Annotated in this window: 23 protein-coding genes; 9 read left to right on the top strand and 14 right to left on the bottom strand. The window is 70.8% G+C overall.

Features of this window, described 5'->3' with window-relative positions; all coding sequences use genetic code 11:
* Positions 1-2 precede the first annotated feature (2 nt).
* A complete protein-coding gene (locus ACIRHA_RS07415) occupies positions 3-347 on the bottom strand; it encodes a VOC family protein (protein ID WP_403840995.1) in 345 nt (114 codons plus the stop codon).
* Between the two features lie 162 nt (positions 348-509).
* On the opposite strand from ACIRHA_RS07415, the gene ACIRHA_RS07410 reads away from it, so the two are divergent.
* Positions 510-1190 carry an HAD family hydrolase gene (locus ACIRHA_RS07410; RefSeq protein ID WP_403840992.1) on the top strand — a complete coding sequence of 227 codons (681 nt, stop codon included), beginning with the start codon at positions 510-512 and terminating at the stop codon, positions 1188-1190.
* 34 nt (positions 1191-1224) lie between these two features.
* Here ACIRHA_RS07410 and ACIRHA_RS07405 read toward each other — a convergent pair whose 3' ends face one another.
* The 8 genes from ACIRHA_RS07405 to ACIRHA_RS07370 form a co-directional block, all read right to left on the bottom strand.
* Positions 1225-2409: a multidrug effflux MFS transporter gene (locus ACIRHA_RS07405; RefSeq protein WP_403840989.1), complete on the bottom strand. Its 1185-nt coding sequence runs from the start codon at positions 2407-2409 to the stop codon at positions 1225-1227.
* A gap of 62 nt (positions 2410-2471) precedes the next feature.
* The gene (locus tag ACIRHA_RS07400) at positions 2472-2984 is read right to left on the bottom strand and encodes a MarR family winged helix-turn-helix transcriptional regulator (protein WP_403840986.1); all 513 of its coding nucleotides are present in this window, start codon (positions 2982-2984) and stop codon (positions 2472-2474) included.
* A gap of 77 nt (positions 2985-3061) precedes the next feature.
* Positions 3062-4420 carry an aspartate aminotransferase family protein gene (locus ACIRHA_RS07395; protein WP_403840984.1) on the bottom strand — a complete coding sequence of 453 codons (1359 nt, stop codon included), beginning with the start codon at positions 4418-4420 and terminating at the stop codon, positions 3062-3064.
* Between the two features lie 59 nt (positions 4421-4479).
* A complete protein-coding gene (locus ACIRHA_RS07390; protein ID WP_403840982.1) occupies positions 4480-5586 on the bottom strand; it encodes a phosphotransferase enzyme family protein in 1107 nt (368 codons plus the stop codon).
* Positions 5587-5758: 172 nt separating this feature from the next.
* Positions 5759-6709 carry an SDR family NAD(P)-dependent oxidoreductase gene (locus tag ACIRHA_RS07385; protein ID WP_403840979.1) on the bottom strand — a complete coding sequence of 317 codons (951 nt, stop codon included), beginning with the start codon at positions 6707-6709 and terminating at the stop codon, positions 5759-5761.
* Positions 6710-6893: 184 nt separating this feature from the next.
* Entirely contained in the window at positions 6894-8330 is a 1437-nt protein-coding gene (locus ACIRHA_RS07380) for an amino acid permease (protein ID WP_403840975.1), read from the bottom strand.
* Between the two features lie 300 nt (positions 8331-8630).
* Entirely contained in the window at positions 8631-9500 is an 870-nt protein-coding gene (gene hutC, locus ACIRHA_RS07375; RefSeq protein WP_403840973.1) for a histidine utilization repressor, read from the bottom strand.
* 36 nt (positions 9501-9536) lie between these two features.
* Positions 9537-10466 (bottom strand): LysR family transcriptional regulator, encoded by a 930-nt coding sequence (locus ACIRHA_RS07370; protein WP_403840970.1) that lies wholly within the window; start codon positions 10464-10466, stop codon positions 9537-9539.
* Between the two features lie 137 nt (positions 10467-10603).
* On the opposite strand from ACIRHA_RS07370, the gene ACIRHA_RS07365 reads away from it, so the two are divergent.
* The 5 genes from ACIRHA_RS07365 to ACIRHA_RS07345 all read left to right on the top strand — a co-directional run bounded on the left by ACIRHA_RS07365 (position 10604) and on the right by ACIRHA_RS07345 (position 15041).
* Entirely contained in the window at positions 10604-10696 is a 93-nt protein-coding gene (locus tag ACIRHA_RS07365; protein ID WP_403840967.1) for a putative leader peptide, read from the top strand.
* Positions 10697-10850: 154 nt separating this feature from the next.
* Positions 10851-11969, top strand: a complete 1119-nt coding sequence (sfnG, locus tag ACIRHA_RS07360) for a dimethylsulfone monooxygenase SfnG (RefSeq protein WP_403840964.1) — start codon at positions 10851-10853, stop codon at positions 11967-11969.
* A gap of 53 nt (positions 11970-12022) precedes the next feature.
* Positions 12023-13240, top strand: a complete 1218-nt coding sequence (locus ACIRHA_RS07355; RefSeq protein ID WP_403840962.1) for an acyl-CoA dehydrogenase family protein — start codon at positions 12023-12025, stop codon at positions 13238-13240.
* 58 nt (positions 13241-13298) lie between these two features.
* A complete protein-coding gene (gene ssuE / locus ACIRHA_RS07350) occupies positions 13299-13853 on the top strand; it encodes an NADPH-dependent FMN reductase (RefSeq protein ID WP_403840959.1) in 555 nt (184 codons plus the stop codon).
* Between the two features lie 3 nt (positions 13854-13856).
* Positions 13857-15041, top strand: a complete 1185-nt coding sequence (locus ACIRHA_RS07345) for an SfnB family sulfur acquisition oxidoreductase (RefSeq protein WP_403840956.1) — start codon at positions 13857-13859, stop codon at positions 15039-15041.
* 49 nt (positions 15042-15090) lie between these two features.
* Here ACIRHA_RS07345 and ACIRHA_RS07340 read toward each other — a convergent pair whose 3' ends face one another.
* The 3 genes from ACIRHA_RS07340 to hutH form a co-directional block, all read right to left on the bottom strand.
* Positions 15091-15981 (bottom strand): alpha/beta fold hydrolase, encoded by an 891-nt coding sequence (locus ACIRHA_RS07340; protein ID WP_403842173.1) that lies wholly within the window; start codon positions 15979-15981, stop codon positions 15091-15093.
* Between the two features lie 98 nt (positions 15982-16079).
* Positions 16080-16649 (bottom strand): HutD family protein, encoded by a 570-nt coding sequence (locus tag ACIRHA_RS07335; protein ID WP_403840953.1) that lies wholly within the window; start codon positions 16647-16649, stop codon positions 16080-16082.
* 153 nt (positions 16650-16802) lie between these two features.
* Entirely contained in the window at positions 16803-18338 is a 1536-nt protein-coding gene (gene hutH, locus ACIRHA_RS07330; protein WP_403840951.1) for a histidine ammonia-lyase, read from the bottom strand.
* Between the two features lie 128 nt (positions 18339-18466).
* Between hutH and ACIRHA_RS07325 the strand changes: the two genes are divergently transcribed.
* Complete coding sequence (locus ACIRHA_RS07325; RefSeq protein WP_403840948.1) at positions 18467-19243, top strand: IclR family transcriptional regulator; 777 nt, start codon at positions 18467-18469, stop codon at positions 19241-19243.
* A 246-nt stretch (positions 19244-19489) separates the two neighbouring features.
* On the opposite strand, the gene ACIRHA_RS07320 is transcribed toward ACIRHA_RS07325, so the two are convergent.
* Positions 19490-20287, bottom strand: a complete 798-nt coding sequence (locus tag ACIRHA_RS07320; protein WP_403840945.1) for an NAD(P)H-dependent oxidoreductase — start codon at positions 20285-20287, stop codon at positions 19490-19492.
* A gap of 158 nt (positions 20288-20445) precedes the next feature.
* Between ACIRHA_RS07320 and ACIRHA_RS07315 the strand changes: the two genes are divergently transcribed.
* Both ACIRHA_RS07315 and ACIRHA_RS07310 read left to right on the top strand, forming a co-directional pair.
* Complete coding sequence (locus ACIRHA_RS07315) at positions 20446-21576, top strand: 5-methyltetrahydropteroyltriglutamate--homocysteine S-methyltransferase (protein WP_403840943.1); 1131 nt, start codon at positions 20446-20448, stop codon at positions 21574-21576.
* Between the two features lie 206 nt (positions 21577-21782).
* Entirely contained in the window at positions 21783-22793 is a 1011-nt protein-coding gene (locus tag ACIRHA_RS07310) for an alpha/beta fold hydrolase (protein WP_403840940.1), read from the top strand.
* A gap of 14 nt (positions 22794-22807) precedes the next feature.
* On the opposite strand, the gene ACIRHA_RS07305 is transcribed toward ACIRHA_RS07310, so the two are convergent.
* Complete coding sequence (locus ACIRHA_RS07305; protein ID WP_403840938.1) at positions 22808-23014, bottom strand: hypothetical protein; 207 nt, start codon at positions 23012-23014, stop codon at positions 22808-22810.
* Between the last annotated feature and the right edge of the window lie 26 nt (positions 23015-23040).

Below are 23040 nucleotides of genomic sequence, written 5' to 3'. Positions count from 1 at the left end.
TCTCACTCCTCGGGTGCCTGGGCGAGCGAGAGACTGTTGCCGTCGGGGTCCAGCACGACGACGTGGCGTACGCCGTTGCCGTAGGTCTCGACCGGGTCGTGGCCGATACCGTGTGCCGCCAGCCTGGCCAGGGTCTCGTCGAGATCGTTCACGCCGAGCGTGACCATGGCACCGCCCACACGCTCGGCGCGCACGTCCCGGTCGTCGACGACGATCCACGCGTTCGCGCCGAGCTGCCACAGATACTCCTCGCCGATGACTTCGTCGGCCGGGCGCCCGAAGAACACCGCGTACCACTCCAGCGCCTTGGTCCGGTCGCTCACGCACATCACGCTGTACAGGTCCACCTGCACCCCTCCTCCAGGTCGGTTCGGAAGGTGGACCGGTTCCGGGACCGGAACTCATCGTGAGCACATGAACTGGCGGCTACCGGACGTGACTTCGTGACGCGGACCGGCATCACGCCCGAAGGGGGCGACCGGCGGGCATCCGCCCCTCGAACTGGGCGGGTGACGACACCACCCGCCTCCCCAGAAACCCTCCAGGCCGTCCTCTTCGACTCGGGCGGCGTGCTCATGCGGCCGATCGGCGGCCGCTGGAACCCGCGAGCGGACTTCGAGCAGACCGTCCTCACCCACGCCCCGTCGATCACACTGGCACAGTTCACCGCGGCCATCGGCGTGGGCGACCACCTCTTCGCCACCTCGCCGTCGACGCCCGACTACGACGATTACCACCGGCTGATGCTGCATCACCTCGGTGTGGAGCCGACCTCGCGGCTCCTCGCCGACCTGCGCCGCGAAGTGCCTCCGACCGCGTTCCTGGAGACCTACCCGGACGTCGAGGAGACCCTGGAGGAACTGAGCCGGCGGAGCGTGCGGATGGCCGTGGTGTCGGATGCCTGGCCCGGCCTGCCCGACCTCCACGCCGGCCTCGGGATCGGCCGGTTCTTCGAGGCGTACGCGATCTCCGCCGTCCTCGGCTGCAACAAGCCGGACCCCCGCATGTACCACCACGCCAGCGCCGCGCTGGAACTCGCGCCCGCGCAGTGCCTGTTCATCGATGACGACCCGGACCTGGTCGCCGCGGCCATCCGGCTCGGCTACGCAGGACGCACGCTGTGCCGCGACACCCCCGTATCGGACGTGCCGTCCATCTCGTCGCTGACCGAACTCCTGCAGTTCTTCTGAGGGTGGTGCACAACGCACAACAGTCGGCCGCGGGTCACTCGCCCGCCGCCACCGCACCACTCTGTCGACGACACAGCACCGCCCCGGCCGTCGTCAGCGCCAGAAAGGCTCCCATCACCAACGCCATGGGTGCGGCGCTGCGGGTGCCGAACAGGCCGACCAGCGGTGAAGCCGCGGCGCCGAACGCGAACTGCGCCGCACCGAGCAGCGCCGACATCGCGCCGGGGGCCTCCCGGCCTCGGCCCTGCCCCACCGTGGTCAGCGCGGGAAAGAGGAACCCGAACGATCCCACCGACACGAGCAGGCACCCCCAGATCGGCCACAGACCGACGCCCACCGTGCCGGCGAGGGACAGCAGGACGACCTGACCCGCCAGGCCGATCGCGGCGCCCGCCACCATCAGCGATTCCGGGCCGAATCGACGGACCAGTCGCCCGTACAGCAGCGACGCCCCGAGGTTCCCGAGCGCGTTCACCCCGTAGACGACGCTGCTCATCGCGGGCGACAGCCGCAGCAGGTCGTGCAGGACGAACGTGGCTCCGGCCACGTAGGCGAAGACCGCCGCGCCCATGAAGCCCATGGTCAACACCGGTGCCAGCACGGTGGGCCGCGCCACGAGGCGCGCGGTCGCGCGCAGCGCCCCGCCGGCCCCGCCCCCGATGCGTCGCTGGGGCGGCAGGGACTCGGGCACGCCGCACGCCAGGCCCACCACCAAGACGACACCGACGAACGCGAGCGCCACGAACACGAACCGCCACGGCGCCACCGCCAACAGGGCCCCACCCAACATCGGCGCGAGCACCGGCCCCAGCGCGCCGATCCCCGACAACGTCGCGTACACGCGGGCGAGTTCGACCCCGTGGAACAGGTCGACGACCACGGCTCGCCCCACCACCAGGCCCGCGGCCCCCGAGACGCCCTGCCCGAAACGGAGCACCGTCATCGCTTCGATCGTCGGCGCGAGCGCGCACCCCACTCCGAACAGGGCGAACACCGAGGTGCCCAGCAGCAGAACTGGCCTGCGCCCCACCATGTCGCTGAGCGGCCCCAGGATGAGCTGCCCGACGATGACGCCGAGCAGGAACGCGGTGAGCGTCACCTGCGTTCCCGCGCTGCTCGTGTCCAACGACCGTGCCATGTCCGGCAGGCCGGGGACATACATGTCCGTGGCCAGCGGACTGGCCGCCCCAAGCCCGGCCAGCACCGCCAGGAGCAGCACCCGTGAACCGGCCCCGGACCCCGCCCGGACCTTCCCCCGGCCCGCTCGCGCCCAACCCGCAATCACCGCGGCCGTCCCCCCGCACCCGAGCGCCGTGCCGCGTCGGCGGCTTCGTCTCCGCTGTCCACCTCCACGTCGACCAGGGCGAGTTGCTGCATCAGCTCACCGGCCAGCCGCAACAATCCGCGCTCGGCCGGTGACAGGGTCCGCGCCAGGGCGGACGCCAACCAGGCATTGCCGTCGCGGACATGCTCCCGCAGCGCCTCCACGCCCGCCTCGGTGACCACGATGTCCTGACGACGCTTGTCGACGGTGCTCCGGCTGCGCGTCACTCGCCCCTGACGCTCCAGCTCCTGCACCACGCGTGTCAGCGACTGCGCCTGGACCCCCTCGATGGTCGCCAACTCGCTGATCGCCAGCGGGCCACGGTGCTTGAGGTTCGCCAGCACCGAAGCCGAAAGGCGGGTCAGCGTCTCGGCGCTTCCCAGGTGTTCCGCCCGCAGCCGGGACGCCAGGCGCGAGACGCCCCAGCGCAGTTGCTCAGCGGTGGCCAAGTCCTCGTCGTCCGCAACCATGGAACCAAGCTAAGGCTTGGCACTTCGCTAGAGAAGACCTCGTGTGCTGGTAGAAATAACAAGCTGAAGCGTCATACTCAGTGACTGTTACCGAGGACCTCGTCCAGGACGGCGAGCAGACGGTCCGCGTCGTTCGTGTCGAAGACCAGTGGTGGGCGGATCTTCAGGACGTTGCCGTTCGTTCCCGTCGCCGAGATCAGGACCTTGCGTTCGCGCAGGCCGTTGACCACCGCGGTCGCCAATGCCTGGTCCGGGGTCTTGGTGTCGCGGTCGGTGACGAGTTCCACGCCCACGTACAAGCCTGCCCCGCGGACGTCGCCGATGGCCGGGTGGCGTTTACTCAGGTCGGTGAGGCCCGTGCGCAGGATCTCGCCGACGCTGCGGGAGTGGTCGAGCAGATTCTCGTCCCGGATGACGTCGAAGGTCGCCTGGGCGGCGGCGATGGCGACCGTATTGCCGCCGAAGGTGTTGAAGTACCGCATGTCGTGGCCGAATTCGGCCACGGCGTCGTGGGTGACGGCGAGGCCCGCGACCGGGTAGCCGTTGCCCATGGGCTTGCCCATCGTGACGATGTCGGGGTGGACGTCGTGGCGCTGGTAACCCCACATCCGCTCCCCCGAGCGCGCGAACCCGCACTGCACCTCGTCCGCGATGAACAGGCCGCCCGCCTCCTGCACCGCCTTGACGGCCGGGCCGAGGAGGTCCGTCGGGTGGGCGTACAGACCGTCGGAGCTGAAGAGGGAGTCGACGACGAGCGCGGCCACGCCCACTCCGTGGCGTTCCAGATCGCGTATCTGGTCCCGGACTTGATCGGCGAACCACTCGGCCATTCCCTCGTGCGGGATGCGGTACGAGTCCGGGGTCGGCACCCGGCGCACCCAGGTGCCGAGCACGGCGTTCTCCCCCATCGCCGGCGAGATCCCCGCCACTTGGTCGGAGTTTCCGTGGTACGCCTCGGAGGTGATGATGACGCCCTGCTTGCCGGTGCGGTACTTGGCGATGCGCAGCGCGAGGTCGTTGGCCTCCGAGCCGGTGCAGGTGAACATGGTGTGGCCGTCCGCGACCGGCCCGGTGAGGGTGGCCAGCAGGTCCTCGGCGTAGTCCAGGACACCTTCCTGGAGGTAGCGGGTGTGGGTGCACAGCGTCTGCATCTGCTGGTGCACGGCCTCGACGACGTGCGGGTGGGCGTGGCCGACCGAGACCACGTTGTTGTAGGCGTCGAGGTACTCGTTCCCCTCGTCGTCCCAGAGTCGACAGCCCTTGCCGCGCACGATGTGGAGCGGCTGCCGATAGAAAAGCCGGTAGGCGGGGCCCAGCAACTTCTCGCGGCGTTCGATGAGTTGGCGGGAGGACGGAGAGAGCCCCTCCGCCGCACTCGGGTCGAACGCGTTGTTCATCTTTCCGCGCGCCTTGGTCCTGGTCTCAGGAGTGCTCATGCTCGTCCTTGGGGTGTGCGATGGGCCGGTCCGCCGGCGGCTCGGTCAGAGGTCAGAGGTCAGAGGAACGTCGAGGAGATCTCGTCGGGCGTACGGTCGAGGAACCACGCCAACTGGCCCCACCCAGGCGCGGTGTTGCGCAGGATGTACGTGGTGTTCCCGGGGATCAGTGACGCGCGGTGCAGGGTGATCAGCGCCCGGGCGACGACCCGGCCCATGACGAGGTGCGGGAGCAGCGCCAGTTCGGCCTCGGTGAGGTCGGCGCAGCGCAGGTATCCGCGCAGTACGTCGCGGGCCTCGGCGAACAGGTCCGGTACCGGTCGCCGCGCGGCGTCCCGTGGCAGTTGGTTGAGCAGTGCGGTGGCGACGTCCACCGCGATCGCGGTGTGCACGGCGTCGCCGAAGTCGATGACACCGGTGACGAATTCGGCGGCGTCGTGGTCGACGAGGAGGTTGGACGTGCTGAAGTCGTTGTGCAGCACGTGGCTTCGCAGGGACGGCAGTTGGGGCACGACCACGTCCGTGAAGCGGGCGAGGCCCCTGGCCAGGGCCTGACGTTGTGCGGGGTCCGGGACTTCGTCGAGCAGTGGGCGCAGTGCCGTTAGGTGGCGGACGTCCCAGGCGCACACCCTGCCGTCCGCCGGGTGCCGGAAGTCGGCGGTGGCGTAACGTAGTTGGGCCAGCATCTCCCCCACGCGTTCCCGTTCCGGCGCGGAGGTCCCGGTGGTGTCGAGAGGTGTGCCCACGGCGAAGGTCATGGCGCGTGCCAGGCGGTGTCGGCCGGCCCCGTCCCTCACCGGTTCGAGCAACCGGCCCCCCGCCGAGGGAAGCAGTGCGGGGACCGGCACTCGGTACCCGGATTCATGCACGTGCCGCATCAGCTCGGTCTCGAAGGCGACTTCGTCGTCGTCCTCGTCCGGGTGGGAGACCTTGACGACGAACCGCTCACCTTCCGCGGTGTCGAGGCGGAACGTGTCGTCCTTCTCGGTCGCCAGCCGGGTCGCGGCGACGACATCGATGGACCACCGTGCGCGGGTCAGGGCGATGGCTTCAGCCTCGTCCATGACCGTGTGGGCCGCGGCCAGTCGTCCGCTGCCGAGGCCGAGTTGGCCGAGCGTCGCACCGGGCCCCACCCCCTCGGCCTGCCGGGCAACAGCGTCCGTCATGCCACCGTCCTCCCCCGGCGCGCGAGTCACCGGTGATCTCCGTAATGACGTGCTCGACCTTGGTGCGCTCCTCGTGCTCCTCGTGCTCCTCGAAGGCATACGCCGACATGCCCTCGCCAAAACCTGATGCCCGGCAGCCGCCTCGGGACAGCCCTCGCTCGCGGCTCCGCGCCTACCGGAAGCCGAGGCCCGGGTCGGTGCCGGTCAGCTCCCCACTGGCGGCCCACAGGCGAGCGGCCACGTCCGCGTCGGCCATGTGCGCGGGGACGGGCTCACACCGCGGTGTGCCGCGCAGGCCGAAGACCCGCGGCCCCCACAGCTGCCCTCCCCGCACCTCCGGGTCGAGGACGGCGCGTACGACGGGCCAGGCTCCGGCGTCCTTGCCCTGCACCAGGAGTGCGGCGGGCAGTGCGCGCAGCCGCTCGCCGGGTGTGGTCACGGACACCGGCGGTCGGGACGGGGTGAGGGAGTCCAGGGCGCCGCCGGGGTGGGCCACCACGCTGAGCACCGTGCTGTTGATGGCACGCAGCCGGCGGTCCAGCTCGAAGCCGAAGCACATCTGGGCGAGCTTGGAGCGGCCGTAGGTGCGCTTGGGCCGGTAGTCCTGGGCCGACTGCAGGTCGCCGAGGTCCAGTCGCTCGGAGCGTGCCGCGAAGCTTCCCACCGTCACGACGCGGCCCGCCGGCGCCGCGGAGAGGAGCGGGGCCAGCCACTGGGTCAGGGCGAAGTGGCCGAGGTGGTTGGTGCCGAACATGAGCTCGTGGCCGTCGGCGGTCTCCCGGCGGGGTGGGTCGTCGAGCGCGACCCCGGCGTTGTGGACCACGGCGTCGAGGCGGTCGAGGTCAAGCCCGTCCACGGCCGACTTCAGGGACGACAGGTCGGCGAGGTCCAGGGGAAGGTGGCTCATGTGCGCGTCGGGGACGCGCGAGCGGATCGAGGCCATGGCGGCGTCGGCCTTGGCGCGGTCCCGGCTGCCGAGGACGACGTGCGCGCCGGTGGCTGCGAGCTGCTCCGCGGTGAAGTAGCCGATCCCGGCGTTGCCCCCGGTGACGAGGAAGGTGCTGCCCTCGGCGGTCGGCAGCCGGTGAACGTCCCACGGACGGCGGCGGGATACGGAAGACACGGTTTCGGGCTCCTTGCGGTCTGGGGCGGCGTGCTCCTGGGGAGCACCCATGTCCCCAGGGTGGCAGGCCCTACCGACATATCGCCGACAGGTCTCCGACGCGCTGCGGCCCGGACCGCGGCGTCGGTTGCACGGCAGGTGCACGGTCGACGTCGCGGTCCGGGCCGCAGAACTGTCCGTCAGGTCAGCCCGCGACCTCGGCCCGCTCCTCCTCCGAGGTCGTACCGGCCTCCGCCTCGGCCGGTACGGACTGCGGGCCCGTACCGGTCCGGCGGCGCACCGCGAGGACGTAGACCACCGTGAGCAGCGCCAGCCAGACCGCGCCCACCTCGAGCGCCACGCGGGTGCTCTCGTGGAAGCCGAGCAGGACCAGTACTGCGGCCATGAAGACGACCGTGATGATCTGTCCGTAGGGCCAGAACGGGGCCGGGAACTTCAGGGCCGCGGATTCCTCGGCCGACATCGAGCCGCGGGCCTTCATGTGGGTGAGCATGATCATCACCCAGACGAAGACCGTGGCGAACGTCGCGATCGAGGAGATGATCAGGAAGATCTCGCCGGGGACGACGGCGTTCATGACGACACCGAAGAGCAGGGCGCCGATCATGACGAGGGTGGTCACCCAGGGCACGCCGTTACGGGTCGTGCGGCGCATCGCGGCGGGGCCGTGGCCACGCTCGGCGAGACCGTACATCGTGCGTCCCGCGGCGAAGATGTCGCTGTTGATGGCAGAAAGCGCGGCGGTCAGGACGACCACGTTCAGGACGGCGGCCGCGGACTTGAGGCCGACCCCGGCGAAGATCTGCACGAAGGGGCTGCCCGAGTCGTCGATCTGCTGCCAGGGGGTGATCGACATGATCACGGCGAGGGTCAGGACGTAGAACAGGATGATGCGCAGCGGGATCGAGTTGACCGCGCCCGGGATCGTCTTCTCCGGGGACTGCGCCTCGCCCGCCGTGACGCCGATGATCTCGGTGCCGCCGAAGGCGAACATGACGATGGCGAAGGAGATCACGAAGCCGTCGATGCCGCCCGCGAAGAAGCCTCCGTGGCTCCAGAGATTGTCGAAGCCGACGTGGACGTGGCCGCTGCCGAGGCCGAAGGCGATGACCGCGATGCCGACGAGGATCATCGCGACGATGGCGACGATCTTCACGAGGGAGAGCCAGAACTCCAGCTCACCGAAGACCTTGACGCTGACGAGATTGAGCGCGCCGACGATGACGACGGCGGCCAGCACCCAGATCCAGCGGGGCACGTCCGGGAACCAGAAGCCCATGTAGACGCCGATGGCGGTGACGTCGGCGACGGCCACGATGACCATCTCGAAGGCGTACGTCCAGCCGGTGACGAAGCCGGCCAGCGGGCCGAGGTACCGGTTCGCGTACTCGCCGAAGGAGCCGGCCGTGGGCGAGGCCACGGCCATCTCACCCAGGGATCTCAGGACGAGGAAGACGGCGGCGCCGCCGATCAGATAGGCGAGCAGGACGGCCGGGCCGCCCGCCTGTATGGACTCGGAGGAGCCGTAGAACAGCCCCGTGCCGATGGCTGAGCCGAGCGCGATGAAGCGGATGTGCCGCGAGTTGAGCCCTCGGCTCAGGCCGGCCTTTTCGGTACGCAAACGAGTGTCTCCCTCTTCGGGGCGGGACCAAACGGACGTTCTGGAGGACCTGTCGTCCGGGCTCCCCATGACGAACGGCAGCCTGTATATTCCTGTCTATACAGGTGCGTCAAGAGGTGGTCCGATGAGTGAGCACACAAGCGGTCCCGAGCGACCCCCGGAACTGCGTCGAGCGCGCCCCGGCAGTGGGACGCGCTCTGGACATCCTGCTGTACCCCGTCGGCCGACCTGGCCTGGTGCAAGCCGATACTCTAGCCCGTGACCTGGGCGTTCCGCTCCGGTCGGCCTCCCGCAGCAGGCTCAGTGCGTGGCGAACGCGCCCTCGAGGCGATAACGGGTCCCGGGGTGGAGCAGCCGCGCGATGCTCACGAGGGCGTCCCGCGACCAGGTGCGGCGCTGAATCAGCAGACACGGCTCGGCCGGGCCCACGTCGAGGATCGCGCACTCCTCCGGCGAGGCCAGGACCGCCTCCACGATGTGCTCGCCGCGGCCGAGCGGCGCGACCTTCGACAGGAACGCGAACGGCGTCTGCAGCGTGAAGTCCTGCTCCAGGTAGCCGGGCGCGAAGGCCGGGTTGACGTACCGGTCCTCCAACTGGAGCGGCACCTCGTCCTCGTAGTGCACGACCTGTGAGCGAAAGACCGGCCGCCCCTTGCCGAGGCCGAGGTGTGCGCCGGTCCGCTCGTCGGCTTCTTCCTCGCCCAGGGACAGCACGCGGGCCGAGTAGCGGTGGCCGCGGCCGTGCACCTCGTCGGCGATGTTGTGGACCTCCAGGAGCGCGGAGCTGGCCTTGCGCTCGGCGACGAAGCTGCCGACGCCCATGACCCGCCGGATGAGCCCGTCGGCGGCGAGCTCGCGCAGTGCGCGGTTGACCGTCATCCGGGACAGGCCGAGCGCCTCGACGAACTGGCTCTCCGAGGGCAGGGCGTCGTCCTCCTGCCAGTGGCCGTCCCTGATCTGCCGCTCGACGAGCTCCTTGACGCGCTGGTACGCGGGCACGGCGCCGCTCGCGCCCTCCGTGTACCACCGCGCCAGCTCCGCCGGTTCCACCGTCGCACCGCCCACTGTCCTCGCCATCCACTCGCCCGCTGCCGGCTCCTCCTGCGTCCACCGAATCCTACGAGGGGCGGCGGCGACCACGCCCGTGGCCGCGCGCAGTGCGCCCATCATCGGCAGTGCGTGGGTTTCCGGGGTGTGGTGCCGATGTCATGCCGTCGAGGAAAGGGCACCCGAAGCCCCGTTCAGTTCCCTCGCACGGTCCACGAAAGCCCGATGCAGGGCCTGCGCCGACTGCGGTACCGAGTCGCCCTTGCGGCGCTGCAGCATCAGCAGCACGCGGGTGGAGTCGTCCGCGATCGGCCGGTAGGTGATCCGGCCCAGCCGCTCCAGCGGATCGCCGATCACACTGAAATCCGGCAGGACCGTCGCGCCGAGACCCTCGGCCACCATCAGCTTGCCCATCTCGGCGCCGTCGGTGGAGTACGAGAAGACGGGGGAACGGCCCGCCAAGAGCCGGCGCGCGAACCGGTGCATGACATAGCCGGAGCGCATCCCGACCAGAGGTTCACGGAGAAGCTCTTCCACCGTGACCGACGGACGGGACGCGAGCGGGCTGCCGGGGTGCACGCACACCACCGGACGGCCGCACAGGAGCCGGACGGCCTCCAGTCCGGCAGGCACGTCATCGCCGTCGAGCTGGTTGACGAGCCCGAGGTCGAACCCGCCCTCGGACAGGGCGCGTTGGATCTCGGCCTGCTGCGCCCCGACCACCTCGACCTGCGTGACGGGATGCGTCGCGCGGAAGTCCCGCAGCACCGGCACGAGCAACGGCACGGTCGCCGCGTTCACCGTGCCGACGCGGAGCATGCGGCTGATCCGGTGCTGCTCACCGGCCGCGGCCCGGAGGCGGTCCAGCGCCTCCAGCACGCCCACGATGTGCGGGAGCAGTTCCCGGCCCTGCGCGCTCATCGTCGACCCCGAGCGCCTGCGCTCCAGGAGGCCGACGCCCAGTTCCCGCTCCAGGTTCCGGACGGTCTCGCTCAACGCGGGCTGCGAAAGGCGCAGTTCCTCGGCCGCCCGGCGCAGCGAACCGAGCCGGGTGACCGCCGCGATGTATTCCAGTTGTTCGGTCCGCATCCCAGCAGAATGCGGGTGGGTTTCCGGACCGTGCAAGGGTTTCCCTGTCACAGGCTCATGAAATTCAATGGTCCAGGACACGAAACCGGTCCGGTTTTCCTTGACGGTTCTCACGACCAGCTGCCAGCATCGAGTTCATGAACACGCGACTGGATCTCACGCGGCGACGCCACGTCGACCTTGCCCGCGTCTCCGGCGCCTCCTGTCGCCCGTCCGGCTCCGCGGCCTGATTTCCTGATCCGCCGCGCTTTCCCGGCGCCCGCACCCGTCGTCGTCACGAACGGGGTGCCGCGCTGTCCACACACCGCCTGAATCCGGCTTCCGCGCACACCTGCCGAATTCGGCGTGCCTGAAATTCCGATCATTCCGCTTCAGGAGTTCTGCATGCCTGCCCCTCTCCAATTCGCCTATTGGGTTCCCAATGTCAGCGGCGGCCTGGTCACCAGTAATATCGAGCAGCGCACCGACTGGGGATACGACTACAACCGCGAGCTCGCCGTCCTCGCCGAGAACAACGGCTTCGACTACGCCCTCAGCCAGGTCCGCTACATGGCCAGCTACGGCGCCGAGTACCAGCACGAGTCGACCAGCTTCAGCCTCGCCCTGCTGCTGGCCACCGAACGCCTGAAGGTCATCGCCGCCGTGCATCCCGGCCTGTGGCACCCCGGCGTCCTCGCCAAACTCGGCGCCACCGCGGACCATCTCTCCAAGGGCCGGTTCGCGGTCAATGTCGTCAGCGGCTGGTTCAAGGGCGAGTTCACCGCCCTGGGCGAGCCCTGGCTGGAGCACGACGAGCGCTACCGCCGCTCCGAGGAGTTCATCCGCGCTCTCCGGCAGATCTGGACCGAGGACCACACCGAACTCGCCGGCGACTTCTACCGGTTGCGCGACTTCTCCCTCAAGCCCAAGCCGCTGAACACGCCCGAGCGTCCGCATCCGGAGATCTTCCAGGGCGGCAACTCCACGGCCGCACGCGCCATGGCCGGCCGTGTCTCCGACTGGTACTTCTCCAACGGCAAGGACTTCGCCGGGGTCACCGAGCAGCTCGACGACGTCCGCAAGGCAGCCGCCGAAGTGGGCCGCACCGCACCGAAGTTCGGTCTCAACGGATTCCTCATCGCCCGTGACACGGAGGCCGAGGCGCGCGAGACACTGCGCGAGATCGTCGCTCGGGCCGACACCGAGGCCGTCGAGGGCTTCGGCGCGGCCGTCAAACAGGCCGGCCGGTCGGCCGCCGACGGCAAGGGCATGTGGCAGGACTCCTCCTTCGAGGACCTGGTGCAGTACAACGACGGATTCCGCACCGGCCTCATCGGCACCCCGGAGCAGATCGCCGAGCGGATCGTCGCGTACAAGAAGCTCGGCGTCGATCTGCTTCTCCTCGGCTTCCTGCACTACCACGAGGAAGTCGAGTACTTCGGCCGACGGATCCTGCCCCTGGTGCGCGAACTGGAGTCCCAACTCCCGGACAACGAGGACGAGTCCGCTTCCGCTTCCGCCTGACGACGCCCACCCGCCTTCCGTAGCGCACCGCACCACGAAAGAGGTCACTCACCATGAGCACTGTCACGCCCGTCGACTGGCAGGCCCGCCCCGCCCCGCAGTCCGCCGAGCAGTGGATCGCCCGCGCCGCCGAGGTCGCCACCGTTCTCGCCACCGACGCCGCCGCCCGCGACCACGCGGGCGCCACCCCGTACGCCGAGGTCCAACTCCTCAAGGACTCCGGCCTGGTCACTCTGCTCGGCCCCACCGAGCACGGGGGCGCCGGCGAGGACTGGACGACCGCGTACCGGGTGGTCCGCGAGGTCTCCAAGGCCGACGGTTCCATCGGCCAGCTGCTCGGCTACCACTACCTGTGGAACTGGGCCGCCCGCCTGGTGGGCACCCGCGAACAGTGGGAGCACGTGGAGGCCGAGGCGGCCAGGAACCGCTGGTTCTTCGGTGGCGCCGTCAATCCGCGCGACGCGGACGTCGTCGTGACCGAGGACGGCGACGACCTGGTCTTCACCGGCCGCAAGTCCTTCTCCACCGGCAGCAAGATCTCGGACGTCACCGTACTCGAAGGCGTCTTCGAAGGCACCGACCAGCACGTCTTCGCGATCGTGCCCTCCGACAGCGACGGCCTGACCTTCCACGACGACTGGGACAACATCGGCCAGCGGCTCACCGAGAGCGGCGGCGTCACCCTCGACGGTGTCCGCACCCCGTGGTCCTCCGCGGCCGGTTACGTCGACAAGCAGTTCCGCCCGCGGGTCTACAACACCCTCAACGTCCCCACCATCCAGCTGGTCTTCGTCAGCTTCTACCTCGGTATCGCGGCCGGGGCGCTGCAGACGGCCGCCACCTACACACGCGAGAAGACGCGCCCCTGGCTGCACGGCGGCCATGAGCGCGCGGTCGACGAGCCGTACGTCATCGACGTCTACGGCGACCTCACCGCGAAGCTCTGGGCGGTCGAGGCGCTGGCCGACGCCGTCGCCGCGGAGGGGCAGGCGCTGCACGAGGACCCCGACGCGGTCACCGAGCAGACCCGCGGCGAATTCGAGGTGCGGGTGGCCGCGGTCAAGGCCCGGGCCACCGACGTCGCCCTGGAGGTCTCCAGCCGCATCTTCGAGGTCACCGGGGCCCGCTCCACCGCCGGCGCCGAGGGCCTGGACCGGTTCTGGCGCAACGTGCGCACCCACACCCTGCACGACCCGGTCGCGTACAAGCGCCGCGAGGTCGGCCGCTGGGTCCTGGACGGCCAACTGCCCGAACCGACCTGGTACTCCTGACCGCACGCCCGGGGCGCCTCCCACCACGGGAGGCGCCCCGCCATCCGAAAGGGCACCCATGGCCACCGTCCTGTCCGTCTCCGGCAGTCCCTCCGCCTCCTCCCGCACGGGAAAGCTGCTGCGTCACCTCGACGCACGCCTCGCCGCCCAGGGCCACGAGGTGATCCCGCTCGACGTCCGCACCATCCCCGCCGACGCACTGCTCGGCGCCGACTTCCGACATCCCGCGATCGTCGAGGCCACCGAGCTCTTCGCCCGTGCCGACGGGATCGTCATCGGCACCCCCGTCTACAAGGCCGCCTACTCCGGCCTCCTCAAGGCGCTCCTCGACCTGCTCCCCCAGTACGCGCTCGCCGGCAAGACCGTGCTCCCCCTGGCCACCGGCGGCACCACGGCCCACATACTGGCCATCGACTACGCCCTGCGCCCGGTGCTCAGCTCGATGGGCGCCGGCCATATCGTCCAGGGCTGGTTCACCCTCGACAAGGACCTCACCGCCCACGAGAACGGCTCGCTGACCATCGCGCCGGCCGTGAGCGAGGCCCTGACCCAGGTCCTCGACCAGTTCTCGGCGGCCCTCGGCCGGGCGCCGCTGCTGGCCGTGGCGGGCTGATCGATGGCCGCCCACATCATCGCCGACGACGCGGAGGCCCTCGCGGTCGCCGCGTCGCTGGCCGAGGAGTTCCGTGCGGAGGCCTCCGCACGGGACGTCGAACGCCGTCTGCCCCGTGCGGAGTTGGACCGCCTCTCCGCATCCGGGCTGCTCGCCGTGACCGTGCCCGCCGACCACGGCGGAGCGGACGTCTCCACCAAGACCCTCGCCGAGATCTTCCGCCTGCTCGCCGCCGCCGACGCCAGCCTCGCCCAGATCCCGCAGAGCCACTTCGCCTACGTCAATGTGATCCACCGTCAGGGCACCGAGGAGCAGCGCAAGTTCTTCTTCGCCGAGCTGCTGGCGGGGGCACGACTCGGCAACGCCCAGTCGGAAGCCGGCACCAAGCACGTCCAGGACATCCGTACCCGTCTGGAGCTGCGACCCGACGGCGCGTACGACCTGACGGGCATCAAGCACTACTCCACCGGCGCCCTGTTCGCCCACTGGATCCCGGTCCTGGCCCGCACGGACGACGACGCCTTGCACGTGGCCTACGTGCCCCATGACGCGCCGGGTCTCACCGTCGTCGACGACTGGGACGGCCTGGGTCAGCGCACGACCGCCAGTGGCACCGTTCGCCTGGAGGGCGTGCATGTGCCGGCCGACCGCGTCCTGCCGCACCATCTCACTTTCCAGGAGCCGCAACTCCACGGCGCCGTCGCCCAGTTGTTGCACGCGGCGATCGACACCGGCATTGCCGCGGGCGCCCTCGCCCAGGCCGCCCTGTTCGTACGGACCAAGAGCCGCCCCTGGTTCGAGAGCGGCGTCGAGACGGCTGCCGAGGACCCCCTTCTCATCCAGCAATTCGGTGAACTGGCCGTCCAGGTAAGGGCGTCCGAGGCGCTGCTGGGTGACGCCGCGCGGGCCGTGGACACCGCGCGCGCCGACCTCACCGACGACACGGCGGCCAAGGCGTCGATCGCCGTTGCCGCCTCCAAGGTGATGGCCGCGCGCACCGCCGTGGAAGTGGCCGGCGCCCTCTTCGAGGTGTCCGGGACCCGCTCGGCCCTCAACTCCCTCAACCTGCACCGGTACTGGCGCGATGCCCGCACCCACACCCTGCACGACCCGGTCCGCTGGAAGATCCAGCACATCGGACGGTACGTGCTCAACGACACCCTGCCGCCGCGCCACGGCCTGCTCTGACCGACCGTGCCGACGACCCGTCAGACAGCCGGACGACTCCGACGGTCGCCTACCTCAGCCGGCTCGCCCGCGCAGCGGAGGACCTGGGCACCGCACCTCGCACGAAGCGCCGGAGGTGCGCACGCACGGTGTCGGGCTGTTCCAACCAGGGTTCGTGCCCGGCGTCCTCGATACGCGTCAGCGGGAGACCGAGGCGGAGCGCGAGAGATTCGAGGGCCGCCACGGGGCGGGGATCGTCGGCGCCGCCGAGGAGTTCCGTTCGCGCGGGCAGGCACGCGCGCAGCTCGGCCAGACGCCCGTCGAGCGGGTCCGCGCGTCCTTCCCCGCCGAGTTCGGCGTTCATGGCCCAGTTGACGGGGCGGCGATGCCGGGCGGCCTGAGCGGCCCAGTGCCACCCCCGTTCGGGATCGGCGTGGTCGGTCAACCATGCCAGCGTGAGCAGCTCGACTTCCTGCTCCTCCGTGCGGTCCGGCAGTTCTTCCAGTGCGCGGCACCGCTCCTGCTGCGCCGCGGACATCCGGCGGCCTCGCTCCGCCCGGTACCCGGTACGCCAATCACCCACGAACGGCCCGCACATCAGTAGCATCGCGGCCACTCGGTCGGGGTGGGCCAGGCAGAACCGGCTCGCCAGGTCGGTCCCGTAGGAGTGCCCGATCAGCACGGCCTCGGGCACTCCCCACGCGTCGAGCAGCTCGGCGAGATCGTCGACATGCCGGGCCAGAGTGTGGCCCCCCTGCCATGGGGACCGGCCCGTTCCTCGCTGGTCGTACCGGTACGCGGGTGCGAGGTCCCCGACCAGGGCGGCGACATCGCCCAGATAGTCCGGAAGCCCCGGGCCGCCGTGCAGCAGGACGACGGGTGGTTTCCGGGTCCTGTCTCCGAGCGCTGTCCAGCTCAACCGGGCCGCGTCGGACATCGGCGCGAGGCCCTGCGTCTCCATCGAGGTCACCGCGGAGAACCTACCGATCCGGCTGACGCTCCGCCAAAGGTTAATGACCGCAGCGGACATCAGTGGACATCAGTGGACAGCAGAGAATCTCAGCGGACCTCGGTGAGGGAGACGACCGCCAGCACCCCGTCGACGGCGATGTCCGCGGGCTCCTCGTCGTCCTGGAGCAGCACCGCGTCCAGGCGGTCGAGCTGGACGGAGTCCGCGCTCAGGGTCGCGGCGCCGTCCAGGACGAGCGCCAGGACGCGAGTGCCGGGGGCCGGTTCGAGCCGCGTCGGACCCCGCTCGATGCGGACGTCGCCCTTCGCCTCGGTGCGGCGGAGCATGACGTTGAAATCGACCAGGGGGCCGCCGAGGAGGCGGCAGTCCGTGGTGGAGTCGCCGGAGAAGGCGAAGGGCGCGTAGCGGGCGTCCACGACGTGCTCCGTGCCGTCGACGGTGAGGGCCATCCCAGGACCGTCGACGACGGTGATGATCCGGTCGACGCCCTCGAACACGGAGAAGGGCCCGCTGCCCGCGACGTCGGCGAGGCTGATACGCCACGCGAAGTCGTCCGTGCCGGAGCCCTCGGGGTACGCCAGGACCTCGGTGGTGACGCCGCCGCCGTTCTTCCACGGTGCGGGGGTGCGTTCGTGCGCGCGCAGGATCTGGGGTGCCATGAAGGTGAGTTGTCCTCTCTCCCGACCGGCGCCCGGATGCAGGCGCGCGGCCGTGTGCCGTGATGCGGACGACCGTACGCGAACGCGCCGGGTGGAATTGCCGCACCTCCGGGGCCCCGCGGGACCCCGGAGGTGGGAGGGAGTGCGGCCGGGTCAGACCAGGGAGCCGGTGACCGACTCGGCGGCGGCCAGGGCGCGGCCGGAGGCGACGTACTGGACGGCCTCCTCGATCTCGGGGGCGAGCCAGCGGTCGGTGCCGGGGCCCTCGACGGTCTCGCGCAGCCCGTCGCGCACGGCCGCGGTGGCCGGGGCGGGGGTCAGCGGGGCGCGCAGATCCAGGGCGCGGGCGGCGGTATAGAGCTCGACGGCGAGGACGCGGCCGAGGCCGTCGATGGCGCGGCGCAGCTTGCGGGCGGCCGACCAGCCCATGGAGACGTGGTCCTCCTGCATGGCGCTGGAGGGGATGGAGTCGACGGAGGCCGGGGTGGCGAGCCGCTTGAGCTCGGAGACGATCGCGGCCTGCGTGTACTGGGCGATCATGTGGCCGGAGTCGACGCCCGGGTCGTCGGCCAGGAACGCGTTCAGACCGCGGTTGCGGGCCGGGTCGAGGAAGCGGTCGGTACGGCGCTCGGAGATCGAGGCGACATCGGCGACCGTGATCGCGAGGAAGTCGAGCACGGCGGCGACCGGAGCGCCGTGGAAGTTGCCGTTGCTCTCGACGCGGCCGTCGAGGGTGACGACCGGGTTGTCGACGGCGCTGGCGAGCTCGCGGGAGGCGACGAGTTCGGCGTGGCCGAGGGTGTCACGGGCGGAGCCGTGGACCTGCGGGGTGCAGCGCAGCGAGTAGGCGTCCTGCACGTAGGTGCAGTCCGGGCCCGCGTGGCTGGCGATGATCCCCGAATCGGCGAGCAGGGAGCGCAGGTTGCCCGCGCTGTCGCCCTGGCCGGGGTGCGGGCGCATGGCCTGCAGGTCGGCGGCGAACACGGCGTCGGTGCCGAGCTGGCCCTCGACGCTCATGGCGGCGGCGATGTCGGCGGTGCTCAGCAGACGGCGCAGGTCGTGGGCGGCGAGGACGAGCATGCCGAGCATGCCGTCGGTGCCGTTGATGAGGGCGAGACCCTCCTTCTCCTCCAGGACGACCGGGGTGATGCCGGCGGCGGCGAGGGCCTCGGCGGCGGGCTTCTTCTCACCGTCGGCGGTGCGGACGACGCCCTCGCCCATGACGGCGAGCGCGCAGTGCGCGAGCGGGGCCAGGTCGCCGGAGCAGCCCAGCGAGCCGTACTCGTGAACGACCGGGGTGATGTCGGCGTTCAGGAGCGCGGCGTAGGCCTCGGCGGTCTCGGTGCGCACGCCGGTGCGGCCCGTGGCGAGGGTGGAAAGACGCAGCAGCATGAGGGCGCGCACGACCTCGCGCTCGACCTCGGGACCCGAACCCGCCGCGTGGGAACGCACCAGGCTGCGCTGGAGCTGGGCGCGCAGCTCGGTGGGGATGTGCCGCGTGGCCAGCGCGCCGAAGCCCGTGGAGACGCCGTAGTGGGGCTTGACGTCGTCGGCGAGGGCCTTGATGACCTCGCGACTGCGGGCGACCTCCTGGAGGGCCTCGGGGGCGAGGGTCACCTGGGCGCCGTGACGGGCAACGGAAACAACTTCGTCGGCTGCGAGGGCACCGACACCAACAACAACGTTCATGCCCCTATGAAGCCGCAGGCGGGCAAGGGTTCGCGAGTCGTACGACACGTCTTGTGTCTGGGATCCAAGACGCTTCATCTGGGATACCAGACAGATGGTTTGCGACATCTCTGGTCTACGCTCGCCCCATGAGCATCGTCCCGGCCGCCGCCCAGGTCCTGGCCGTCCTGCGCTACCTGGCCCGTCAGGCGGCCCCCGTCCCCGCGGCCGCCATCAGCCGGGACGTCGGGCTGCCGCGCTCGACGACGTACCACCTGCTCGACACCCTGGCGGCGGACGGCTTCGTGGTCCATCTGCCGGAGGAGCGGCGCTACGGGCTCGGGGTCAGCGCCTTCGAGCTCGCCTCGGGTTACGAGCGCCAGGCCCCGTTCCAGCGTCTGGCCCGCGCCCCGCTCGCCGCGCTCGTGGACCGCACGGGGCACAACGCGAACCTCGCCGTGCTGCACGGCCGCGAGGTCATCTACGTCATCGAGGAACGCGCACCGGGGCGTCCGCCGTTGATCAGCGAGGTCGGCGTCCGGCTGCCCGCCCACCTGACGGCGAGCGGACGCGCGGTCCTCGCCCTCCTTCCGCCCGCGCAGGTGCGCGCGCTCTTCCCCGACCGCTCGGCGTTCGTGCAACGCCACGGCGCGGGCCCGGCGACGCTCACCGCGCTGCGCACCCTGCTCACCCAGGCACGCCGCCGCGGCTACGCGACGGAGGAAGGCGAGGTCACCCCGGGCCTGTCCTCCGTGGCCGCCCCCGTCCTCGACCACCACGCCCACCCGATCGCCGGGATCGCGGTGACGTTCCCCGACGAGACGGCCGACGAGGCGGAGCAGCGGCGGATCGCGGGACATGTGGCGCAGACGGCAAGGGAGTTGACGCGGCGGGTGGGCGGGGCGCCGCGGGCGCCGTCGGCGTAGGGCGGAGCGCACAACCCCGTCGCGACGACTTCTCGGCACGGCGGCGGTCAGTACGCACAACAGGCAGCCACTGCCGGCATCTCGACTCCCCACAGAGAACGCCATGCCCCTGGACGTCTTCACCGGCACCCCCGTCACCGACCACGCCGCGGCGCCCGCCTGGTAAGAGCGGCTCTTCGGCGCGAAGCCGTCGTTCCCGCCGATCGACATCGAGGCGGTGTGGGAGGTGGCCGAGCACCGCTACGTCTACATCATGGAGGACCCGGAACGCGCCGGGAACCGGTGAACCCCGAGCCCTTCGCCGCCCGCCGCGAGCTCGGGGCGCAGGACGAGTTCCTCGTCGTACTCACCGCCGGCCTCGGTCCTGTACGCCAGCGGTTCCTCGTCGGGAAGCGTACGCAGCCGCTCCTTCAGTGCGGCGGAGGTGCGGGCGTAGTCCGCCGCGTCGTGCCGGTCCGCGCCGTACGTCACGAACGGCGCGAGCGGCGCCATCCCCGTGTACCAGAACGTGCCGTGCAGCAGCGGGAACAGCACCTGGTCCGCCTGCCCGTGGATCCCTCGCGGCCCGAACCCGGACGGCCTGGCCCCCACCGACGTGACGACCAGGGCCCGCTTTCCGGCCAGACCGCCGTCGCCGTACCGGCGGGTGTGCCCGTCCGGCGCCTTCACGCCGAACCCGAGCCCCTGCACCAGGACGCGGTCGAACCAGCCCTTGAGGATCGCCGGAGGCCCGAACCACCACAGTGGGAAGTGCAGGACCACCACATCGGCCCAGACCAGCTTCTCGATCTCGCCCCGGATGTCGGCGCTCAACTCCCCTGCCGCATAGGCCCGTTCCTGCTCGGCGCCGACGAACAGCCGCTCGCCGCCGGGCGATCCGCAGCCGAAGTCGCCCGCGTCGAGGACCGCCTTCCACTTCATCGCGTACAGGTCGGACACCTGGTACGCGTGCCCGAACCCGTCGAGGGCATCGAGCGCGTCGGCCATCAGGGAACCGTTGAGGGAACGCTGTTCGGGGTGGGCGAAGACCCAGAGAATGTTCATGCCTCGAGCGTGCGCCCTGACCCTCGTACGACGTCAGTGGCCAGACGGCCATGGGGTGAAAGAATCTGGCCACTGTCCGGGTGCCCCGGTCAAAGTGGTTGAGGAGCGCAATGATTCGGGTGAGGGTGTTGGCCGTAGCCGAGGAAAGGATGCCCGCCATGGCCGCCACCACTCAGCCCCCGTTCCGCGCCGACCACGTCGGCAGCCTGCTGCGCCCGCCCGCGCTCCTCCGGGCCCGCGAGCAGCACGCCGCAGGGAAGATCGACGACGCCGCGCTCGCCACCGCCGAGGACGCGGCGGTGCGGGAGGTGGTCTCGATGCAGAAGGAAGCGGGACTGCGCAGCGCCACCGACGGCGAGTTCCGCCGCGCCTCGTGGCACATGGACTTCATCTACGCGCTCGGCGGCGTCCGGCGCGTCGAGGACGAGTCGCTGCACGTGCGCTTCCACAACGAGGACGGCGACATCGAGTTCGCGCCGCCCTCCGCGCGCATCGACGGCAAGGTGACACTGGAACGCACGATCTTCGCGGACGCCTTCGCCTTCCTGCGCGACACCGTCGCCGAGGGCGTCACCCCGAAGCTGACCATCCCCTCGCCGAGCATGGTCCACTACCGCGGCGGCCGCGCCGCGATCGACACGTCCGTCTACCCCGACCTCGACACCTTCTGGTCCGACCTCACCGACACCTACGCGGCCCAGATCCGCGGCGTGTACGAACTGGGCTGCCGTTACCTCCAGTTGGACGACACCTCGCTCGCCTACCTGAACGACCCCGAGCAGCGCTCCTACGTGGCGTCCATCGGCGGCGACGCGGAGCACCAGCACGAGACGTACATCGCGAACATCAACCGGGCGCTCGCCGGCCGCCCCGACGACCTGCGTGTCACCACCCACATGTGCCGCGGCAACTTCGCCTCCTCCTGGGCCGCTTCGGGCAGCTACGACTTCATCGCCGAGGCCGTCTTCGGCGGCCTCGACGTCGACGGCTTCTTCCTGGAGTACGACGACGAGCGCTCCGGCGGCTTCGCCCCACTGCGCCACGTCCCCAAGGGCAAGCAGGTCGTCCTCGGCCTCGTCACCACCAAGCGGCCGCAACTGGAGGACAAGGACACCCTCAAGCGGCGCATCGAGGAGGCCTCGCGGTACATCGACATCGATCAGCTGAGCCTGTCCCCGCAGTGCGGGTTCTCCTCCACCGTCGAGGGCAACAAACTCACCGCGGAGGACCAGAGGGCCAAGCTGCGCCTCATCGTGGAGACGGCGGAAGAGGTGTGGGGCGGGGTGTGAGGACACGTCCGTCCGTCACGGCGCGCGGCGGACCGGCCCCGCATCGCCCATGAGGCACGCCGCGCCCGTGCCCGCCGGGGAAACGGAATCCAGCCGCAACCGGCACGAAACCCTCCGCCGCGCCGCGCTCCGTACGCTCGCCGTACCGGTCCCGGGCCCCGGGATCCGGCACGCGCCCGTACAGGACCGGCACGGGGAGTAGGGCCATGGCGCACGTCATTCCGATCCGCAAGCCCGCCGTGCGCGCGCCGGAGTCCGGCAGCGCGCTCGCCTTCGCCACCGTCCACGGCTACCGCCGCGCCTACCGGATCGCCGGCGAGGGCCCGGCCGTCCTGCTGATCCACGGCGTCGGGGCCTCCTGCGCGCACTGGGAGGACTGCATCGACACACTCGCGCGCCGGCACACGGTCATCGCCCCCGACCTGCTCGGGCACGGCCATTCGGCGAAGCCGCGCGCCGACTACTCGGTCGCCGCGTACGCGAACGGCCTGCGTGACCTGCTCGGTGTGCTCGACATCGACCGCGTCACCCTTGTCGGGCACTCCTTCGGCGGCGGGGTCGCGATGCAGTTCGCGTACCAGTTCCCCGAGCGCGTCGACCGGCTCGTCCTGATCTCCACCGGCGGGGTCGGCCGCCAGGTCACGCCCATCCTGCGGGCCGCGACCCTGCCCGGCGCGGGGCTCGCGCTCGGCCTGCTGAAGGTGGCCGGGGCACGCCTGCCGGTCACCGCGGCGGTCCGCGCCCTCCAGTTCCTGGACACCGGTCTCGGCGTGGACGCGCCCGACCTCGTCAACGTCGTCGACGCCCTGCCCGACCAGAACTCCCGCGACGCCTTCACGCGGACGCTGCGGGCCGTCGTGGACTGGCGCGGCCAGGTGGTCACCATGCTGGACCGCTGCTATCTGGCGCGGGGCTTCCCCACGCTCCTCGTCTGGGGCGACCGCGACAGCGTGCTGCCTGTGGCGCACGCCTACACGGCGTACGAGGCGATGCCGGGCAGCCGGCTCGAAATCTTCCCGGGCGCCGGGCACTTCCCGCACCACACCGACCCCGCGCGGTTCGTCCGGCTTCTGGAGGAGTTCATCGCCACCACCACTCCCGGCGACTGGAGCGTCGAGCAGTGGCGCGAACTCCTGCGTACGGGAAGTCCCGCGGACAAGTACGCGCGGGCCGTTTCACGCGAGTACCGCGAGGCCGGCGAGCGCAGCGCGACGTGAGGGAAGTGCGGCCCCTACTCCATCAGGGACACCGCGAGCGCCACGACGATCAGCCCGCTCGCCACTCCGACGAGAACCAACCGCAGCGCCATCGCCCGGTTCCGTGGCGCCTCGGAGCCGTCACACTCACGGACGGCGGGCCCGCGCCCGAGCACGGGTGAATCGAGCCAGTACGGATCGGAAAGCTCGGCCTGTTGCTCGGCGCGCACGGTGTCGCTCATACCGGGGAAACGACACTGCGCCGCAC

The sequence above is a fragment of the Streptomyces sp. NPDC102360 genome, from assembly GCF_044766085.1.
In the GTDB taxonomy this organism is placed as follows: Bacteria; Actinomycetota; Actinomycetes; order Streptomycetales; family Streptomycetaceae; genus Streptomyces.
This window is presented reverse-complemented; position numbering and strand designations above follow the sequence as displayed.

Coding starts and splice junctions, on each gene's coding strand:
- ACIRHA_RS07340 (WP_403842173.1), bottom strand. CDS start 15,981: ATGGAGACGCAGGGCCTCGCGCCGATGTCCGACGCGGCCCGGTTGAGC.
- ACIRHA_RS07400 (WP_403840986.1), bottom strand. CDS start 2,984: ATGGTTGCGGACGACGAGGACTTGGCCACCGCTGAGCAACTGCGCTGG.
- ACIRHA_RS07355 (WP_403840962.1), top strand. CDS start 12,023: ATGAGCACTGTCACGCCCGTCGACTGGCAGGCCCGCCCCGCCCCGCAG.
- ssuE (WP_403840959.1), top strand. CDS start 13,299: ATGGCCACCGTCCTGTCCGTCTCCGGCAGTCCCTCCGCCTCCTCCCGC.
- ACIRHA_RS07335 (WP_403840953.1), bottom strand. CDS start 16,649: ATGGCACCCCAGATCCTGCGCGCGCACGAACGCACCCCCGCACCGTGG.
- ACIRHA_RS07320 (WP_403840945.1), bottom strand. CDS start 20,287: ATGAACATTCTCTGGGTCTTCGCCCACCCCGAACAGCGTTCCCTCAAC.
- ACIRHA_RS07395 (WP_403840984.1), bottom strand. CDS start 4,420: ATGAGCACTCCTGAGACCAGGACCAAGGCGCGCGGAAAGATGAACAAC.
- ACIRHA_RS07310 (WP_403840940.1), top strand. CDS start 21,783: ATGGCGCACGTCATTCCGATCCGCAAGCCCGCCGTGCGCGCGCCGGAG.
- ACIRHA_RS07315 (WP_403840943.1), top strand. CDS start 20,446: ATGGCCGCCACCACTCAGCCCCCGTTCCGCGCCGACCACGTCGGCAGC.
- ACIRHA_RS07365 (WP_403840967.1), top strand. CDS start 10,604: ATGAACACGCGACTGGATCTCACGCGGCGACGCCACGTCGACCTTGCC.
- ACIRHA_RS07305 (WP_403840938.1), bottom strand. CDS start 23,014: ATGAGCGACACCGTGCGCGCCGAGCAACAGGCCGAGCTTTCCGATCCG.
- hutC (WP_403840973.1), bottom strand. CDS start 9,500: ATGATGGGCGCACTGCGCGCGGCCACGGGCGTGGTCGCCGCCGCCCCT.
- ACIRHA_RS07345 (WP_403840956.1), top strand. CDS start 13,857: ATGGCCGCCCACATCATCGCCGACGACGCGGAGGCCCTCGCGGTCGCC.
- ACIRHA_RS07370 (WP_403840970.1), bottom strand. CDS start 10,466: ATGCGGACCGAACAACTGGAATACATCGCGGCGGTCACCCGGCTCGGT.
- ACIRHA_RS07390 (WP_403840982.1), bottom strand. CDS start 5,586: ATGACGGACGCTGTTGCCCGGCAGGCCGAGGGGGTGGGGCCCGGTGCG.
- sfnG (WP_403840964.1), top strand. CDS start 10,851: ATGCCTGCCCCTCTCCAATTCGCCTATTGGGTTCCCAATGTCAGCGGC.
- hutH (WP_403840951.1), bottom strand. CDS start 18,338: ATGAACGTTGTTGTTGGTGTCGGTGCCCTCGCAGCCGACGAAGTTGTT.
- ACIRHA_RS07325 (WP_403840948.1), top strand. CDS start 18,467: ATGAGCATCGTCCCGGCCGCCGCCCAGGTCCTGGCCGTCCTGCGCTAC.